Annotated in this window: 18 protein-coding genes; 10 read left to right on the forward strand and 8 right to left on the reverse strand. The window is 72.3% G+C overall.

What is annotated here, in order from left to right:
• Positions 1–11: 11 nt before the first annotated feature.
• On the reverse strand, positions 12–356 hold the full coding sequence (locus tag ACIBP6_RS10125; protein ID WP_397050689.1) for a hypothetical protein: 345 nt from the start codon (positions 354–356) through the stop codon (positions 12–14).
• A 425-nt stretch (positions 357–781) separates the two neighbouring features.
• Between ACIBP6_RS10125 and ACIBP6_RS10130 the strand changes: the two genes are divergently transcribed.
• Entirely contained in the window at positions 782–1,555 is a 774-nt protein-coding gene (locus tag ACIBP6_RS10130; protein WP_132619232.1) for a SigB/SigF/SigG family RNA polymerase sigma factor, read from the forward strand.
• A 31-nt stretch (positions 1,556–1,586) separates the two neighbouring features.
• Here ACIBP6_RS10130 and fdhA read toward each other — a convergent pair whose 3' ends face one another.
• On the reverse strand, positions 1,587–2,810 hold the full coding sequence (fdhA, locus tag ACIBP6_RS10135) for a formaldehyde dehydrogenase, glutathione-independent (protein WP_397050691.1): 1,224 nt from the start codon (positions 2,808–2,810) through the stop codon (positions 1,587–1,589).
• A gap of 171 nt (positions 2,811–2,981) precedes the next feature.
• Here fdhA and ACIBP6_RS10140 point away from each other — a divergent pair, with 171 nt between their 5' ends.
• Positions 2,982–3,566, forward strand: a complete 585-nt coding sequence (locus tag ACIBP6_RS10140) for a nucleosidase (protein WP_397050693.1) — start codon at positions 2,982–2,984, stop codon at positions 3,564–3,566.
• A gap of 176 nt (positions 3,567–3,742) precedes the next feature.
• On the forward strand, positions 3,743–4,504 hold the full coding sequence (locus ACIBP6_RS10145) for an SDR family NAD(P)-dependent oxidoreductase (RefSeq protein WP_397050695.1): 762 nt from the start codon (positions 3,743–3,745) through the stop codon (positions 4,502–4,504).
• Between the two features lie 18 nt (positions 4,505–4,522).
• Here the strand turns inward: ACIBP6_RS10145 and ACIBP6_RS10150 are convergent, their stop codons facing one another.
• Positions 4,523–5,179 carry a response regulator gene (locus ACIBP6_RS10150; protein WP_397050697.1) on the reverse strand — a complete coding sequence of 219 codons (657 nt, stop codon included), beginning with the start codon at positions 5,177–5,179 and terminating at the stop codon, positions 4,523–4,525.
• A complete protein-coding gene (locus ACIBP6_RS10155; protein WP_397050699.1) occupies positions 5,176–6,291 on the reverse strand; it encodes a sensor histidine kinase in 1,116 nt (371 codons plus the stop codon). Before ACIBP6_RS10155 ends, ACIBP6_RS10150 begins: the two co-directional genes overlap by 4 nt.
• A gap of 287 nt (positions 6,292–6,578) precedes the next feature.
• Between ACIBP6_RS10155 and ACIBP6_RS10160 the strand changes: the two genes are divergently transcribed.
• Positions 6,579–6,980, forward strand: a complete 402-nt coding sequence (locus tag ACIBP6_RS10160) for a DUF6223 family protein (protein WP_397050701.1) — start codon at positions 6,579–6,581, stop codon at positions 6,978–6,980.
• A gap of 57 nt (positions 6,981–7,037) precedes the next feature.
• On the opposite strand, the gene ACIBP6_RS10165 is transcribed toward ACIBP6_RS10160, so the two are convergent.
• Positions 7,038–8,456: a M20/M25/M40 family metallo-hydrolase gene (locus ACIBP6_RS10165; protein ID WP_397050703.1), complete on the reverse strand. Its 1,419-nt coding sequence runs from the start codon at positions 8,454–8,456 to the stop codon at positions 7,038–7,040.
• Between the two features lie 126 nt (positions 8,457–8,582).
• Positions 8,583–9,401 carry a nucleotidyltransferase domain-containing protein gene (locus tag ACIBP6_RS10170; protein WP_397050705.1) on the reverse strand — a complete coding sequence of 273 codons (819 nt, stop codon included), beginning with the start codon at positions 9,399–9,401 and terminating at the stop codon, positions 8,583–8,585.
• Positions 9,402–9,451: 50 nt separating this feature from the next.
• Here ACIBP6_RS10170 and ACIBP6_RS10175 point away from each other — a divergent pair, with 50 nt between their 5' ends.
• The 6 genes from ACIBP6_RS10175 to ACIBP6_RS10200 are packed head-to-tail and all read left to right on the forward strand — an operon-like array spanning position 9,452 to position 14,005.
• The gene (locus tag ACIBP6_RS10175; protein ID WP_397050707.1) at positions 9,452–10,399 is read left to right on the forward strand and encodes a DUF2332 domain-containing protein; all 948 of its coding nucleotides are present in this window, start codon (positions 9,452–9,454) and stop codon (positions 10,397–10,399) included.
• Between the two features lie 4 nt (positions 10,400–10,403).
• Positions 10,404–11,636 carry an RNA polymerase sigma factor gene (locus ACIBP6_RS10180; RefSeq protein ID WP_397050709.1) on the forward strand — a complete coding sequence of 411 codons (1,233 nt, stop codon included), beginning with the start codon at positions 10,404–10,406 and terminating at the stop codon, positions 11,634–11,636.
• A gap of 31 nt (positions 11,637–11,667) precedes the next feature.
• On the forward strand, positions 11,668–12,252 hold the full coding sequence (locus ACIBP6_RS10185) for an ArsR/SmtB family transcription factor (RefSeq protein WP_397050711.1): 585 nt from the start codon (positions 11,668–11,670) through the stop codon (positions 12,250–12,252).
• Position 12,253: 1 nt separating this feature from the next.
• The gene (locus ACIBP6_RS10190) at positions 12,254–12,973 is read left to right on the forward strand and encodes an SRPBCC domain-containing protein (protein WP_397050713.1); all 720 of its coding nucleotides are present in this window, start codon (positions 12,254–12,256) and stop codon (positions 12,971–12,973) included.
• Positions 12,946–13,518 (forward strand): GNAT family N-acetyltransferase, encoded by a 573-nt coding sequence (locus ACIBP6_RS10195; protein ID WP_397050715.1) that lies wholly within the window; start codon positions 12,946–12,948, stop codon positions 13,516–13,518. The genes ACIBP6_RS10190 and ACIBP6_RS10195 overlap by 28 nt, the downstream gene beginning before the upstream one ends.
• A gap of 4 nt (positions 13,519–13,522) precedes the next feature.
• Complete coding sequence (locus tag ACIBP6_RS10200) at positions 13,523–14,005, forward strand: metallophosphoesterase family protein (RefSeq protein WP_397050717.1); 483 nt, start codon at positions 13,523–13,525, stop codon at positions 14,003–14,005.
• Between the two features lie 30 nt (positions 14,006–14,035).
• Here the strand turns inward: ACIBP6_RS10200 and ACIBP6_RS10205 are convergent, their stop codons facing one another.
• Both ACIBP6_RS10205 and ACIBP6_RS10210 read right to left on the reverse strand, forming a co-directional pair.
• Positions 14,036–15,067 (reverse strand): ABC transporter substrate-binding protein, encoded by a 1,032-nt coding sequence (locus tag ACIBP6_RS10205; RefSeq protein WP_397050719.1) that lies wholly within the window; start codon positions 15,065–15,067, stop codon positions 14,036–14,038.
• Positions 15,068–15,136: 69 nt separating this feature from the next.
• Positions 15,137–16,429 carry an FAD-binding oxidoreductase gene (locus ACIBP6_RS10210; protein WP_397050721.1) on the reverse strand — a complete coding sequence of 431 codons (1,293 nt, stop codon included), beginning with the start codon at positions 16,427–16,429 and terminating at the stop codon, positions 15,137–15,139.
• Between the last annotated feature and the right edge of the window lie 91 nt (positions 16,430–16,520).

The raw sequence follows: 16,520 nt of genomic DNA on the forward strand, positions 1-16,520 counted from the left end.
CCGGCCGCCGGTCAGCGCAGGCGGGTGCGGTCCTGGCGCGGGGGGCGTGGCCGGGCGCCTCGGGCGGCGGCGGGCCGGCGGACGGCCGGGCCCGAGGTGCTCCCCGAGGCGGGCCGTCCGCCGGCCCGCCGCCACCGGACCAGGCGGGTTCCCGTACGCCGGGCGAGGACCCGCCGGGCGGCGGGCCAGATGGCCCGCGCGGACGTGGCCAGCCGCCGTACGCCGCCCGCGGGACCCTGCGGATGACGGCGGAGGTAGGTGACGAGTTCCGCGACCGCGAAGCCGGCCAGGACCAGGCCGAGCACGATCTCGAGGGCGCAGATGGCCAGGAGGCCGAAGATGACTACCGTGATCATTGGGCCGACTCCCCGGGCGGTGCCCATGACGTGGTACGGATGCGTTATGGGCCGGGAGTCTAGAGACGCCGCCCGCCGCGAAGGCGGCTCCTGTCGCCCGTCCGGGCACACCTTTACCCGGTTCCGGCCGATCTTTGACCCGGCGAGCGTTTACCCGGCCCGCGACGTCAGCCGGGCCACGTCGCGGCGCCGACCGGCGGATGCGCCGCCTGTCAGGTCCTCTCCGCGGAGACGGGCGCGGCTTCTCCAGCGGTGGCCATTGGCTTCGTAATCTTTTTGTGACCTTATGGAGGTGAATCTTCCCGGCACAGGGGAATGCTTGATCGTGAAGTCCAGCAGAGGGCTTCGTTCACGCGCAACAAACGCGTGCCTCTGCCTGGGCTTTTTCTCGTGGGCGGAGGCCGCCGCACCTTACGGGAGCAGCAATGTCCGTCCTTACCGTCGAACTCGAGCAGCTCACCGCCGAAGAACTCCTCGCCGACCTGGCCGACCCCGGCGTCTCCGAGCTGGAGGCCGAACGCATCCGCGAACGCCTGGTGCAGATGCACGAAGGGCTCGTGGCAGAGGTCACCCGGCGCTACCGCTACCGCGGCGAGCCGATGGAGGACCTGCGCCAGGCGGCCTACGTCGGCCTGATGAAGGCCGTCAACGGCTACGACCCCACCCTGGGCCACGAGTTCAGGGGCTACGCGATGATCACCATGATGGGCGAGGTCAAGCGGCACTTCCGCGACCGCACCTGGGCGGTACGCGTCCCGCGCGTCTACCAGGAACGCCGCATCGAGCTCAACAAGGCCACCGCCGAGCTCACCCAGACCCTCGGCCATTCCCCCACCGTGGCCGAGCTGGCCGCGAAGATGGGCATCTCGGAAGAGGACGTGCTGCTCTCCCTCGAAGCGTCGACCGCGTACTCCGCGCTGTCGCTCGACGCGCCCGTCACCGGCGGCGACGACGACGCGGCCGAGCTCAGCGACTTCCTCCCGGCGCAGGACGAGTCGCTCAACACGCTGCTGGACAAGCACGCGGTCAAGCCGCTCATCGACGCCCTGCCGCACCGCGAGAAGAACATCCTCCTGATGCGCTTCTACGGCAACATGACGCAGTCGGAGATCGCCAAGGAGTTCGGCATCTCCCAGATGCACGTCTCCCGCATCCTGCGGTCCGTGCTCGCCAAGCTGCGCACGGCCCTGTCCGAGTGACCGGTCGCCCGGCCACCCGGACGGAACACCGTCAGGCGGCCTTGGCGAGCATGCCGTGCGGGTCGAGCACGTACTTGCGCGCGGCACCCTCGTCGAACTCGTGGTAGCCCTGCGGGGCCATCTCCAGCGGGATCGACGTGGCGTTGACGGCCTTGGCGATCTGCACCCGGTCGTGCAGGATCGCCATCATCAGCTGGCGGTTGTACCTCATGACCGGGCACTGGCCGGTGGTGAAGGCGAGCGACTTCGACCAGCCGAGGCCCAGCCGCAGCGACAGCGAGCCGTGCTTGGCGGCCTCGTCGTGCGCTCCCGGGTCGCCGGTGACGTACAGGCCGGGGATGCCGAGCGCGCCGCCCGCCCTGGTCAGGCCCATGAGCGAGTTGAGCACGGTCGCCGGCTGCTCCTGCCCCGAGTCGGGCCCGTGGCCGCGGGCCTCGAAGCCCACGGCGTCGACGGCGCAGTCGACCTCGGGCACGCCGAGGATCTGCTCGATCTGGTCCTCCGGGGCGCCCTGCGACACGTCCACGGTCTCGCAGCCGAAGCTGCGGGCCTGTTCGAGCCGCTGCTTGTTGAGGTCGCCGACGATGACGACGGCGGCCCCGAGCAGGAACGCCGAGGCGGCCGCGGCCAGCCCCACCGGGCCGGCGCCGGCGACGTACACCGTGGAGCCCGGCTGCACGCCCGCCGACACGCAGCCGTGGAACCCGGTCGGGAAGATGTCCGCGAGCATGGCCAGGTCGAGCATCTTCTCCATGGCCTGGTCCTTGTCCGGGAACTTCAGCAGGTTCCAGTCGGCGTAGGGGACCAGCGCGAAGTCGGCCTGACCGCCGACCCAGCCGCCCATGTCGACGTAGCCGTACGCCGAGCCGGGCCGGTCGGGGTTGACGTTCTCGCAGATGTCGGTCTTGCGTGCCTTGCAATTACGGCAGCGTCCGCAGGAAATGTTGAACGGCACGGACACCAGGTCGCCGGTCTTGATGTATTCGACATCGGGACCGGTCTCGATCACCTCGCCGGTGATCTCGTGACCGAGCACCAGCCCGTGCGGGGCGGTGGTACGGCCGCGGACCATGTGCTGGTCGCTGCCGCAGATGTTGGTCGCGACGGTCTTGATGATCGCCGCGTGCGGGAGTTTGCGTCCCACGTTGGCCGGATTGACGCCCGGGCCGTCCTTGAGCTCGAAGTCGGGATAGCCGACTTCGCGGACCTCCACCTTGCCCGGACCCTCGTAGACAACACCCCTGTTCTCAGGCATGACGCACCTTCTCTCGTACGGTCATCCGCACCGGAGTCATCCGATGGCCTGTTCATGCCTTGCTCCCCGATTGTACTCTGAGCGGATAATTTGCCCGGATTGCACAATTCGGCACGAGCTTGGGGTTATCCCGAAATTTAGGGATTTGTGTGGGTGCGTACTGTACTGCCCATGCAACTAACCGGACAGATCTCCAGTGACCGTCCTCTGCTCGTGCTGGCGGTCAAGGAAGAGGCACAGTTCCTCGATACGTCCCTGCCCGTCCTGCTGACCGGGATGGGCAAGGTCAACGCCGCGACCGCGCTGGCGGCGGCGCTCGCCCGCGGCCCGCTGCCGTCGCTCGTCGTCAACCTCGGCACCGCGGGCGCCCTGCGTCCGGGCTGGACCGGCACGCACCTCGTCGGCACGGTCATGCAGCACGACCTGGACAGCGCGATCCTGCAGAGCCTCACCGGCGACGTCTACGGCGCTCCCCTGACGCTCCCCGAGGCCGGCGGCGCGACCCTGGCCACCGGCGACTCGTTCATCGCCGACGAGGCCGCGCGCGCCCGCCTGGCGGAGCACGCGCAGCTGGTCGACATGGAGGGCTACGCCCTGGCGACGGCCGCCCACCAGGCCGGCGTGCCGCTGCGCATCGTCAAGCACGTCAGCGACGACGCCGGCGACGGGGCGGCGAAGAGCTGGCGGGAGAGCATCGCCGACTGCGCGAACGTCCTCGCCGGCTGGGCCGCCCAGAACGTCCCGCACTACGCCTGAACCCTGGGCGGTTCAGCCCGCGCGGCCGGCGCGGCCGATCGCCTGCTCGATGCCGGGTGTCGTCCATGTCGCATAAGAGGACATCGTTGATCACCGGCGTGTCGCGCTCCCATGTCACAGAAGGCCCGGCTGTCTCGTCGCAAGAGCGACAGACCCCTTCGGACAGGAGCTTGGGCATGAACGAGCACACCACACAGGTGGCGTTGATCACCGGGGCGAACAAGGGCATCGGCCGCGCGACCGCCGAGCGGCTCGCCGCGCTGGGCATGACGGTCCTCATCGGCGCCAGGGACCCGCGGCGCGGCGAGGAGACCGCCGCGGCGGTGCGGGCGGCCGGCGGCGTCGCGCACGCGGTCGCCCTGGACGTCACCGACCCGTCCACCGTCGAGCAGGCGGCGAGGCTGGTCGAGGAGCGTTTGGGCCATCTCGACGTGCTGGTCAACAACGCCGGCATCACCGGCTCCGGGCAGGTCTCGCCCGAGGACGCCGTCGACCAGATCCCGAGCTCCGTCGATCTGGACATGGTCCGGGCGGTGTTCGAGACGAACGTGTTCGGGGTGATCGCGGTGACCAACGCCATGCTGCCGCTGCTGCGACGGTCGCCGGCACCGCGCATCGTCAACGTGAGCAGCTCCGCCGGATCGCTGACCATCGCCGGCGATCCGGACGGCCCGCTGGCGAGCCTGGTGTCCTCCGCCGCGTACGCGCCGTCCAAGACCGCCCTGAACGCGCTGACCGTGCAGTACGCCAACGAGTTGGGCAAGGACGGCTTCCTGGTCAACGCGGCCGACCCCGGCTTCGTCGACACGGAGATCAACAACCACACCGGGTTCCTCACCCCCGCGCAGGGCGCCGCGGTCGTGGCCCGCCTGGCCACGCTCGACGCGGACGGACCGACCGCCGGGTTCTTCAGCGCGGACGGCCCGGTGCCCTGGTAGCGGCCACCGGCGAAGCTGTCAGGAGCCGGGCGGGACCACCAGGCCGGATTCGTAGGCGAAGACCACGAGCTGAGCGCGGTCGCGGGCACCGAGCTTGCCCATGGCGCGGTTGATGTGCGTTTTCGCGGTCAGCGGGCTGATCACCATGTGGTCGGCGATCTGGTCGTTGGACAGGCCCCGAGCGACCAGGGCGACGGCCTCGCGTTCGCGGTTGGTCAGCTCTTCCAGCCCGGCGCCGGTGCCGACCGGCTGGGTGACGTACCTGTCGATGAGCTTGCGGGTGATCGACGGGGCGAGCAGCGCGTCGCCGCGCGCGGCGACGCGTACGGCGTGCAGGAAGTCTTCGGGCACGATGTCCTTGACCAGGAATCCGGCCGCGCCGGCGCGCAGCGCGTCGAAGACGTACTCGTCGAAGCCGTAGTTCGTCAGGATGACGACGTGCACCCCGGCCAGGGCCGGATCGGCGGCGATGCGCCGGGTCGCCTCGATGCCGTCGACGACCGGCATCTGGATGTCGAGGAGAGCGACGTCGGGCAGATGTTTCCTGACCAGGGTCAGGCCCTCCAGGCCGTCGCCGGCCTCGGCCACCACCTCGATGTCGTCTTCGAGGTCGAGCAGCGCGCGGAATCCGCTGCGCAGCAGCGGCTGGTCGTCGACCAGCAGGACACGGATCACGGCGTCCGCTCCACGGGGAGTTCGGCCTGGACGGTGAAGCCTCCCTCGCCGCGCGGCTCCGCGCGCAGGCGGCCGCCCAAGGCGGTGACACGTTCGCGCATCCCGAGCAGCCCGACGCCGGGCACGGCGACGGTGTCCGGCGTGGCCTTGCCGTCGTCGTCGACGCGGATCGCGACGGAGTCCGGGCGGCAGTCGATCCGGACGGACGCGGTGGCGGCGGCGGCGTGCCGGGCGACGTTGGTGAGCGACTCCTGGACGATGCGGTAGACGGTCCGGCTCACCGCGGCCGGCACGTCGGGTCGCCGCCCTTCGATCGTCAGCGTCGCGTCCAGGCCGATGGCGCGGGCGCGTTCCACCAGCTCCGGGACGTCGTCGAGCCCACGCGGCGGGGTCGTGTCGTCGTCGCGCAGCGCCTGCAGGGTCGCGCGCAGCTCCCGGGCGGCCTCCCGTCCGGCCTCCTGGATCGCGAGCAGGGCCTCCGGCACGTGTTCGCCGCGCCTGCGGGCCACGTGGACGGCGACTTCGGCCTGCACCTTGACGATCGAAATCTGATGGGTGAGCGAATCGTGCAGCTCCCGCGCGATGTGCAGCCGCTCCTCGTCGGCACGGCGCCGCGCCGTCTCCTCCCGCGTGCGCTCCGCCTCCTCCGCCCGCCGCTCGGCCTGCCGCAGCGCTTCGCCCGCGGCGCCGGCCGCGATCAGCCAGGCCAGCTCGAGCGCGCCCCGGGCCTGCGCGAACGCCTCCCCCGTGTCGTGCAGCCCGGAGGCCATGGCCGCGAGGGGAAGCAGGGCCAGCATGGCCACGCTCGCCGCCACCGTGACGGCGCGGTGTCCCGCCCGCACGGCGGTGTACACCGCGACCAGGTACGCGACGGCGGGCACGTCGAAGCCGGCCGCCTGGTGACCCACCGCGCACAGCCCGGTGACGGCCAGCACGGCGACCGGAGCCCGGCGGCGCGCGGCCAGCACCAGGCCGCCGGCCACCAGCGACGCGTAGCCGAACAGGTCGGGGTACGTGGCGGAGTGCGACCCGGACAGCCCGGTGACCAGCAGCGTCGCCGCCACGCCGACGGCGATCAGCCAGTCGCTGACACCGGACCACCGTGTGCTCATGCGCGCACATTATCCGGATGTCCGCGCGGGCGACTCCTGCGCGCGGCGTATCGGCCGGCTACCGCACGCGCGGTACTCTCGCGCCTCCTGCGGCGCCCGCGGCAGCCGGCTGCGGCATCGGCGGCAGCACGAAGTGTCCACACCTGCCGGACGACGGACGGCGGGGCCGGCGGACATGCTCAAGTCACGTCCAGTCGCAGGAGAAGTCGCTGGAGAAGTCGCGGGTGAAGTCGCGGGTGAAGTCGCGGGTGAAGTCGCGGGTGAAGTCGCGGGAGAAGGAGCACCTCATGTCCGTCCGATTCGTTGCGGTGACAGAAGCCGCGCTGGCCTCGGTCCAGCTGGACCCCGCCGGTGCCTACGCCATGAGCGCCGGGCGTCTCTGGTCCTTCGCCGCCGCGCTGCTGGGGCTGGCCGGCGCGGCCGTCGGCGGGCTGGCCCTGGCCCGCTCCGCCGGTCGCATCGGCAACGGCACCGGGAGGAAGGGGGCCTTCGTGGCGGTGGCGGCGGGGCTGGCCGGCGCGGTCGTCGGCGGCGTGGTCGTGGCCGCCGCCGAGGGCGGCCCCGGCACCGGCTACGGAATCGTCGGGGGCGTCGTGGCCGTGGTGGTGGGGCTGATCGCCATGGCACTCGGCGGGCTCGCTCTGGCCCGTTCCCGCCGCGAGGCGGCCGCCGGCGGGAAAAGGCGGTGAAACTCCATTGATTTCACCCTGGAACAATTTTTTTCCAGGGTGAAATCGCCGGTTCTCTCAGGCGCGGCCGGGGAAACTCACCGGGCTGCGGTTGCCCGACTTGTCGACCGCCCGTACGCCGAAGAAATGGTTGTCCTTGAAGAGATTCTTCAGGGTGACCGTGGTGACGTCGCCGACCTCGATGGTCTTCGTCCATTCCGGATCCGTCGTCGCCCGCATCACGACCTCGTAGCCGGCCACATCGGGCTCGGTGTTGGCGATCCAGGTGAGCGTGGTGTCGGTGTCGAAGCCGCCCGAGTCCATCACGGCGCCGGCGGGAGCGGCGGGAGCGAGCGCCAGCGAGGCGAGCGAGATGGCGTTCACCCGGGCGACCCGGGCGATGTAGTCGAAGTCGCAGTATTCCGGCAGGTCGCCGAACTGCACGCCGTCCTCGACGCGGACGTCCTGGTGCTGGTGGCGCCAGTCCTCGTTGGTCTCGGTGAACCGCGCCGCCGCATACCCCCGCTCCAGGAACGGCATGTGGTCGCCGCCCCGCCCGAACCGGTCACGGCGGTAGATCATCTTCACCTTCATGCGGGTCGCGTCGTTCTCGGCGACCTCCTTGACGAACCGCGCGAGCTGGCGGGCGGCCGACTCGGTCTCGCCGCCGCCGAACCGCCGCCAGTCGGCCTCGGCCGCCGACGGGGTCTCCGCCAGCCCCTCGGCGAAGATCCGCACCGTGTACGGGTCGCGGATGCCGTTCTGACCGACGGAGCTGCCGATGATGTCGTTGGTGAACATGCCGGCGATGTTGACGTTCTGCTGTTTGGCCTGCTCGGCGAAGTAGGTGGAGCCCCACAGGCCCTGCTCCTCGCCGGCGACGGCCATGAAGACGATGGTCGCGTCGAACGTCCGCGTCGCCATCACCCTGGCCATCTCCAGCACGGCGGCCACGCCGGAGGCGTCGTCGTTGGCGCCCGGCGCGTCGCTCTGGAAGTCGGCGACCCGGGTGGGCATCGAGTCGTAGTGGCCGCTCACCACGTAGGTACGGCCGGCCGACTCGGACTGGGCGCCGCGCAACGTCGCCACGACGTTGGTGACCGGCGTCGGCTGCGGGTAGCGCGGCGGCTGGGCCGGCTGCACGAACGTCTGCAGCTCCACGGTCATCCGGCCGCCGGACGGCGCCGCGGCCTTCTTGAACTCCTCGAACAGCCAGTCCCTGGCGGCGCCGATGCCGCGGGTGGGGTCGTCCTGCGCGGAGAGGGTGTTGCGGGTGCCGAACGAGACGAGCTTCATGACCGTCCGCCTGATGTTGGCCGCGCTGATCTCGCGCAGCATGCGGCGTAAGTCGGCGGTGGGTTCCCGGCCGTCGCGGCCGGTCGTCGCCGAGGCCGCGGGGGCCGCTCCGATGACGAACGGGGTGCTGCCGAGGGCCGCCGCTCCCGCGAGTGCCCGCCGCCGGGTGAGTCCCTGGTCCTGGGAAGGCTGATCGTTCATGGGGCTCCTTTGACGAGGGTGCCGAAATGCCGGCTCCCCGAAAATATGCGCCCGAACAGGGGCCGTCCAGATCACTTGACAAATTACGTCAAATAAGCATTCTCCTGCGTTTATGGAAAACGCATCTCAACGGGTGCAGGCGGCGCGGACCTCCGCGATGAGGGCGGTGGCGGCGTCGATGGTGCGGCCGATCTCCTCCGGGGTGCCGCCGATCGCCGCGAGCAGCGCCTGAGCCCGCTCGCCGAACCGCTCCGGAGCCGACGGCAACCGGCCGGCCGACGCGATCATGCCCTTCTCGTTGACGAGCCAGGCGCCGTCGGCCGCGTGCAGGGCGTGGCAGGCCACGCCGAGCGCGCGGAACAGCGTCGCCGCGGCGTACGCCGGGTCGCGACCGGCCGCCGCGTACCTCGCCGTGGCCAGGGCGAAGTCGCTCTCCCACAGGCCGCCGACCAGGGCTTCCCGCAGCGCGGGCGGATAGTGCGCGGCCTGCGCGCGCAGGGCGGTCAGCTCGCCGGAGGGATCGGCGAGCACCCGGCACAGGGCCACCTCCCCGGCGTAGACGTGGGAGTAGAAGCCGAGCGGGTGGCCGACCTGGAAGCCGATCTCGTAGCGGCCCTCCCGGCAGTCGTGCCAGACGCGGCGCACCCGGTCGAGGTCGCGGTAGATCCAGTCGACGCGCCACCCGTCCACGGTGAGCCAGCCGCCGCCGTCCACCCACGGTCCCCAGCCGCCCGGCTCCGTCACGCCGGTGTCCTCGCCGGTCAGGTCCCTGGCCAGCGCCCGCAACTCCGCGACGGCGAGCCGGCCCCGGTAGTAGAGGCCGAGGTCGATGTCGGAGTCGGGCCGGTGGGTGCCCCGGGCCCGGCTGCCGCCCAGCGCCACGGCCACCACCCCGGGCACCGCGGCGAGCCGCGCGGCGATCGCGTCAAGATCCGGTTCAGGCACGACCCTGAGCCTAGACCGGTTCGCGGAGACGAGGCTGGGACCATGGGGGTATGACGACGGCTTCGACGTACGCCGAGTTCGCCGTGCGGGAGGCGCACGGGGTGTCGCCCACGTACGAACGGCTGGCGTTCGCGGTGTCGCGCGACGCCGCGCTGCTGGCCAGGCTCGGCACGCTGCCGCCGGCCAAGCGGCAGCCCAACCTGCTCTTCGGTGTCGTCCGGCTGCTCGGCGGGCCGGTCGAGGACCCGGCGGCGTTCCGCGACTACGCGCTGACGCACTGGGCGCGGGTGGAGGCCGAGATCCGCGCCCGGGTCACCCAGACGAACGAGGCCGGGCGCTGCGCCGTGCTGCTGCCGGCGCTCACCGCGTTGCCGCAGCCGCTGGCGCTGCTGGAGGTGGGCGCGTCGGCGGGGCTGTGCCTCTATCCCGACCGGTACGCCTACCGCTACGGCGACCACCTGGTCGGCGCCGGCGAACCGGTCCTCGACTGCCGGCTCACCGGCCTGGCCCCGCCCGTCGTCCTGCCGCGCGTGGTGTGGCGGGCCGGCCTCGACCTGAACCCGCTCGACGTGCGCGATCCGGCCGATCTCGCCTGGCTCGACGCCCTCATCTGGCCGGAACACACCCACCGCCGCGCCCGGCTGCGCGCGGCGGCGGCCGTCGCCGCGGCGGACCCGCCGCGGCTCGTGCGCGGCGACCTGGTCGACGACCTGCCCGCCCTCGCGGCGCGGGCCCCGGCGGAGGCGACGCTGGTGGTGTTCCACAGCTCGGTGCTGTACCACGTGCCGCCGCCCAGGCGGGCGGAGTTCACCGAGCTCGTACGCCGCCTGCCCGGCCACTGGATCGCCAACGAGGCGCCGGCCGTGCTGCCCCACGCCGGGATGCCGGAGCCGCGCGGCGAAGCGCTCTACCACCTCCTCGCCCTCGACGGCAGGCCGCTGGCCTGGACCCGGCAGCACGGTCAGGAGCTGATCTGGTTCGGTCCCCTTCTAGGATGAGCCGGTGACCGACGTCGAAGGCCTGCTGCGTGAGCTGGTGCCGCAGGTGCTGGGCACGCTCGTGCGCCGCTACGAGCAGTTCGACGCCTGCGAGGACGCCGTCCAGGAGGCGATGCTCGACGCCGCCGTCCAGTGGCCCCGTGACGGCCTGCCGGACAACCCGCGGGCCTGGCTGATCACGGTCGCCTCCCGCCGGGTCGTCGACCACGTACGCAGCGAGCACGCGCGCCGGCGCCGCGAGGAGAGCGTGGCGGTGAGCGTGCCGGCCGACACGTTCGTGGCGCCCGCGCCCGGCGACGAGCGCCACGGCGACCGGGACGACACGCTGACGCTGCTGTTCCTGTGCTGCCATCCCGCGTTGTCGCCGCCCTCGCAGCTCGCGCTCACGCTGCGGGCCGTGGGCGGGCTGACCACGGCCCAGATCGCCGGGGCGTTCCTGGTGCCGGAGGCGACGATGGCGCAGCGCATCAGCCGGGCCAAGCAGCGCGTCAAGGCGGCCGGGGCGACGTTCGGGATGCCGCAGGAGAGCGAGCGGGCCGAGCGGCTGCGGGTGGTGCTCCACGTCCTGTATCTGATCTTCAACGAGGGCTACACCGCCACGTCCGGGCCCGACCTGCACCGGCCGGAGCTGACCCGGGAGGCGATCCGGCTGGCCCGCGCCGTGCACCGGCTGCTGCCGGACGACGGCGAGGTCGCGGGGCTGCTGGCGCTCATGCTGCTCACCGAGGCGCGCCGGCCCGCCCGCACCGGCCCCGACGGGCGGCTGATCCCGCTGGCCGAGCAGGACCGCGACCTGTGGGACCACGCACTCGTCGAGGAGGGTGTCGCGCTGGTCACCGGGGCGCTGTCCAGCTCGGCGGTGGGCCCGTACCAGCTGCAGGCGGCCATCGCGGCGGTGCACGACGAGGCGCCCACAGCGGGGAAGACCGACTGGGCGCAGATCCTGGCTCTGTACGACGTGCTGGCGGCGATCGAGGACAACCCGGTGGTCCGGCTCAACCAGGCGGTGGCGGTGGCCATGGTGCACGGCCCGCGGGCCGGGATCGAGCGGCTCGACGACCTGGCCGCCGACGCGCGCATGGCGCACCACCACCGGCTGGTCTCCGTACGGGCTCACCTGCTGGAGATGGCGGGTGACGAGGCGGCGGCGGTGGCCGCCTACCGCGAGGCGGCGCGGCTGACGACGAGCCTGCCGGAGCAGCGCTACCTGGAGGAGCGGGCGTCCAGGCTATCTTGACAACTTTTTTGTTCGGTGCGATGGTGCTGGCATGCACGAAGTCGCGGTGATCGAGGACCCGGCGGCGGCCGAGGCGTCGCTCGACCCCATGCGGTCGAAACTGCTGGCCGAGCTGGTGGAGCCGGGCTCGGCCACGTCCCTGGCGGCCAAGGTCGGGCTGGCCAGGCAGAAGGTCAACTACCATCTGCGCACGCTGGAGAAACACGGCCTGGTGGAGCTGGTCGAGGAGCGCAAGAAGGGCAACGTCACCGAGCGGGTGATGCAGGCCACGGCCGCCTCCTTCGTGATCTCCCCGACCGCGCTCGCGTCCGTGCAGCCCGACCCGGGGCGTTCACCCGATCGGCTGTCGGCGCGCTGGTTGCTGGCGCTGGCCGCCCAGCTCGTACGCGACGTCGGCACCCTTCTCACCGGAGCGGCCAAGGCGCAGAAGCGGGTGGCGACGTTCGCCCTCGACGGCGAGGTGCGCTTCGCGTCGGCGGCGGACCGGGCCGCGTTCGCGGAGGAGCTGACGCAGTGCGTGACCGCCCTGGTCAGCAAATATCATGACGAGTCCGCTGAAGGCGGGCGCGACCATCGCCTGGTCGTCGCCGTCCACCCCGCCGTGAAGGAGCGCTGACGTGGGGCAGGAGTTCGAGCTCCCCCAGGAGGCCGAGGTCGGCGCGACCCTCGAGGAGGTGTGGGAGGCCATCACGACCGGGCCCGGCATCGACTCGTGGTTCATGGGCCGCAGCGAGGTCGCCGAAGGAGTGGTGCGCACCGCGTTCGGGCCGGTCGAGATGCCCGCGTCCACGGTGACCGAGACCGAGCCGCTCAAGCGCTTCACCCACACCAGCGAGCGGGGCGACGACGGGCGTTTCGTGGCGTACGAGTTCATGATCGAGGGCCGCGACCGCGGCAGCACGCTCGTGCGCATGGTGACCAGCGGGTTCCTGCCGGGCGACGACTGGCAGGACGAGTTCGAGGCCATGTCGAGGGGCCTGGAGGTGTACTTCGCGACGCTGGTCGAATACCTGACGCACTTCGCGGGCCGCACGGCTACGCCGGTCACCGAGTTCGGCCCGCCGGTGAGCGACTGGCCGCGCGCCTGGGAGAGGCTGCACGCCGCCCTGGGCGGCCCGCCCTCCCCCGGCGACCGTGTGCGCTTCGGCCCCGGCTCCGTCGAGGGCGTCGTCTACCACCGCAACTCCCAGACTCTCGGCATCCGCTCCGGCGACGGCCTCTACCGCTTCCTCCAGGGCTTCGGCGGCACCATGATCGCCGCCCACGCGCTCTTCGGCGACGCGGCCGGCGAGGGGCCGCGCTGGAAGGCGTGGCTGGACGACCTGTACGCGCCGTGATCGACGCCGGGCGGCTGACCCTGCGGCGCTTCACCCCGGACGACATCCCCTGGGTGTACGAGGTCTCGCGTGATCCGGCGGTGCTGCACCACGTCGGCGTGCCGTCGCCGTACCTGCCGGAACACGCCGCCTTCTTCGTCGAGAGCCTCGCCATCGACGGCTGGCGCGACGGACGCCGGCTGGAGTTCCTCGCGGCGGACGCCGGCACGGGGGACCGGCTCGGGCGGGTCGGCCTGGGGCTGCGGGAGGACGGCACGGCCGAGATCGGCTACTGGGTCGATCCGCGGGCGCGTGGGCGCGGGGTGGCGACGGAGTCGGTACGCGCCGCGTGCCGGTGGGCCTTCGCCGCCCGCCCGCTGGAGCTGATCGAGTGGCGGGCCGAGGTCGGGAACACGGCCTCGCGGCGGGTCGCCGAGAAGGCGGGGTTCACGATCGAGGGGACGCTGCGCGGCCGGCTGGTCCACCGCGGGGTCCGGGTGGACGCCTGGGTCGGGTCGCTGCTCAGGGACGAGGTGGGAGCACCGGCGTCCGGTGGGCAGGGGTGACGGGGTGAGAGTGGTCGCCCTGTCCGACACGCACGCGCCCAGGCGCTGGCGCTCGTGCCCGCCGCGCGTGGCCGAGCACCTGCGCGGCGCGGACGTCATCCTGCACGCCGGCGACGTCTGCGTGCCGTCCGTGCTGGCGGAGCTGGCCGCGTACGCGCCCGTGCACGTCGTCAAGGGCAACAACGACGGCCCCGACGTCGAGGCGCCGGAGACGCTCCAGCTGACCCTCGACGGCCTGCGGGTCGGCATGATCCACGACAGCGGCCCGGCGAAGGGCCGCCTGGCCCGCATGCGGCGCCGGTTCCCGCACGCGGACCTGGTCGTCTTCGGTCACTCGCACATCCCGCTCGACGAGTCGGGCGAGGGCCTGCGCATCTTCAACCCCGGCTCCCCCACCGACCGCCGCCGCCAGCCGCACGGCACGATCGGCCTGCTCACCGTCGAGGACGGCGTCCTCGCGCGAGCGGAGATCGTCCCGGTCACCTGACGTCTCGCGCGGAGGCGTCACCGTGACGTCTCACTCGGAGACGACGTCGTCGCGTGACTTCTCCAGGTGGGTCTTGAGCTCCTCCATGACCTGGGCGTAGCCGAGGTAGCTGTAGCGCTCGGCGGCGTGCCACGGGTGGAGCTGACCGGCCTTGACGGCCGGCAGCTGGGCCCAGGTCGGCTTCTCCGCCATCTCCTCGATCTTCATCGACTGCGCGCGGGCGTCCACGAGGATCACGTCGGCCTGGTACTTGTCGGCGTTCTCCCAGCTCAGCACCTCCCAGAAGCCGCCCTCGCTCTCGGTGGGCCTCTCCGGGTAGACGATGTCCAGGCCGAGCTCCCCCCAGTACGCGATGTCGGGGTGGTCGGGCAGGTACGCGACGTACAGCGACTCGGGCGTGCCGGTGACGATCATCACCGAGAGGCCGGGGCGCTCGGCGGCGAGGGTCTTGAGGGCCGCGCTCGCGTCCTCGAAACGCTTCTCGGCCGCCACCACGGGGGCGGCCTCCGGGTCGGCGCCGAGCGCGGCGGCCAGCTCGCCGTACTTCTCGATGATGTCGACCAGGGGCCTGCCGCTGAGCTGCACGCCGACCGTCGGGGCGATCTGGTCGACGGCCTCGGCCGACTCCGGCGGGACGTACCAGAGGGTGTCCTTCTGGTACATGCCGGCCACGAGGAGGTCGGGCTGGAGCGAGGCGTACTTCTCGACGTTGAACTCGCCCCACACGTTGCCGATCGACTCGACCTTCGCGATGTCGACCTCGCCCACCTCGGGGTCGCGGCCGCCGTCCTTGAGGCGGTGCGGGCCGAAGACGGCGACGGGACGCACGCCGAAGTCCCAGAGGGCGGCCGCGGCGCCGGACTGGGCGACCACGCGCTGCGGGCGCTGCGGCACGGAGATCTGCTTGCCGCGGTCGTCGGTCCAGGTCCAGGGCCCTTGCGCGGAGGAGGAGGGGGCGGCGGCCGTCCCAGAGGGCGGCGCGTCCGTGGTGCCGCAGGCGCCCGCCCCCAACAGGACGGCGGCGCCGAGGACGGCGAGGGTACGTCGCGGGACACTGGCCATGGTCTCTCCTCTATGCGCAGGTTTATCCCGGCATATTAGATTAGCCTTACCTAACCCGAAAGAGCCTTTTCACGCCGGGACGACGTGGCCGACGCGGAAGAAGCCGTCCGGGTCGTAGGCCCGCTTGACCTCGCGCAGCCGGCGCAGGTCCCCCGTCGTGTAGGCCGCCGCCGTCCGGGACGGGTCGGCCAGGAAGTTGAGGAACGTCCCGCCGTTCGCGTACGGCCGCAGCTCCTCGGCCAGCCCCGGCACCGGGGTGTCCACGATGACCGACAGCCGGGTCGAGCGGTGGCTGACCGGGCCCGCGTCCGGTCCCGGCCGGCCCATGGCGCCGCCCCAGTGCCGGATCTCCACCGTCTGCGCCCGCTCGGCGGCGCGCAGCAGGATGTCGATCAGCGCGTCGGGGACGGTGTCGAACATGTCCATGTGCCGGTTGGGAGTGCCGCCCATGGCCGTGGCGGCGTACGCGGTGGCGCGGGTCTCGTCCAGCAGCGCCGGTCCTGCGGCCCGCCACAGCGGCGCGAGCAGCCGGCGTGCCTCGGCGGCGTCGCCCGCGTGCACGACCTTGAGCATCAGCACGTGGCGGTCGCGGACCTGCTCGGGCGCGTCGGCGGGCATGCGCCTGAGCACCAGGGCGGTGCTGAGGTCGTCGGGGGCGTCGTCGATCCACGTCCGGTACGCCGCCAGGGTCTCGGCCGCCCTCTCGACGGGGAAGTACGCGAACCCGGAGAACACCTGCGAGACCGGGTACAGCCGGAACTCCAGCGCGGTCACCACGCCGAACCCGCCCCCGCCGCCGCGCAGCGCCCAGAACAGCTCGGGGTGGCTGGAGGCGCTCGCCGTGACGTGCCGGCCGTCGGCCAGCAGGACGTCGGCCCGCACCACGCTGTCGGCGGCGAAGCCGTGCCGGCGCGCCAGCCAGCCGAGCCCGCCGCCGAGCGTGTAGCCGGTGACGCCCACCGAGGGCGCCGAGCCCGACAGCGGCGCCAGCCCGAACGGCGCGGCGGCGGCGATCACCTCGGCCCAGCGGGCGCCCGGCCCCACCCGGGCGATCCTGCGGATCGGGTCCACCAGCACCGACGCCATCGGGGACGTTCTGACGAGGACGCCGTCGTCGCAGGCGGCGTGCGTGCCGTGGCCGGTCGCCTGGACCGCGAACGGCACACCGTGGGCGCGGGCCGCGAGCAGCGCCGCTCGCAGGTCCTCCACCCCGTACGCCTCGGCGACCAGCGCCGGGCGGGCGTCGACCGAGGGGTTCAGCGAGCGGCGGGACTCGTCGTAGCCGGGATCGCCCGGCCGGTGCACGATCCCGGTGAAGCTCGGGAGGCGGATGTCGTCCTGGAGGGTGTACGGCTGGCTCATGTCTTTCGCGCCCTTCTGTCCGGTGATCTGGAATCACTGTGCTCAAGGGCGCTTACGACCTCGTTCAGACCGACTTACGCCGCCCCTTAAG

Source organism: Nonomuraea terrae (genome assembly GCF_044465245.1).
Classification (GTDB): domain Bacteria; phylum Actinomycetota; class Actinomycetes; order Streptosporangiales; family Streptosporangiaceae; genus Nonomuraea; species Nonomuraea terrae.

What these genes read in the sequence shown, in the direction of transcription:
- ACIBP6_RS10175 (WP_397050707.1), top strand. Translation starts at nt 9,452, where the DNA reads ATGACGACGGCTTCGACGTACGCCGAGTTCGCCGTGCGGGAGGCGCAC.
- ACIBP6_RS10140 (WP_397050693.1), top strand. Translation starts at nt 2,982, where the DNA reads ATGCAACTAACCGGACAGATCTCCAGTGACCGTCCTCTGCTCGTGCTG.
- ACIBP6_RS10205 (WP_397050719.1), bottom strand. Translation starts at nt 15,067, where the DNA reads ATGGCCAGTGTCCCGCGACGTACCCTCGCCGTCCTCGGCGCCGCCGTC.
- ACIBP6_RS10165 (WP_397050703.1), bottom strand. Translation starts at nt 8,456, where the DNA reads ATGAACGATCAGCCTTCCCAGGACCAGGGACTCACCCGGCGGCGGGCA.
- ACIBP6_RS10210 (WP_397050721.1), bottom strand. Translation starts at nt 16,429, where the DNA reads ATGAGCCAGCCGTACACCCTCCAGGACGACATCCGCCTCCCGAGCTTC.
- ACIBP6_RS10145 (WP_397050695.1), top strand. Translation starts at nt 3,743, where the DNA reads ATGAACGAGCACACCACACAGGTGGCGTTGATCACCGGGGCGAACAAG.
- ACIBP6_RS10185 (WP_397050711.1), top strand. Translation starts at nt 11,668, where the DNA reads ATGCACGAAGTCGCGGTGATCGAGGACCCGGCGGCGGCCGAGGCGTCG.
- ACIBP6_RS10160 (WP_397050701.1), top strand. Translation starts at nt 6,579, where the DNA reads ATGTCCGTCCGATTCGTTGCGGTGACAGAAGCCGCGCTGGCCTCGGTC.
- fdhA (WP_397050691.1), bottom strand. Translation starts at nt 2,810, where the DNA reads ATGCCTGAGAACAGGGGTGTTGTCTACGAGGGTCCGGGCAAGGTGGAG.
- ACIBP6_RS10125 (WP_397050689.1), bottom strand. Translation starts at nt 356, where the DNA reads ATGATCACGGTAGTCATCTTCGGCCTCCTGGCCATCTGCGCCCTCGAG.
- ACIBP6_RS10155 (WP_397050699.1), bottom strand. Translation starts at nt 6,291, where the DNA reads ATGAGCACACGGTGGTCCGGTGTCAGCGACTGGCTGATCGCCGTCGGC.
- ACIBP6_RS10130 (WP_132619232.1), top strand. Translation starts at nt 782, where the DNA reads ATGTCCGTCCTTACCGTCGAACTCGAGCAGCTCACCGCCGAAGAACTC.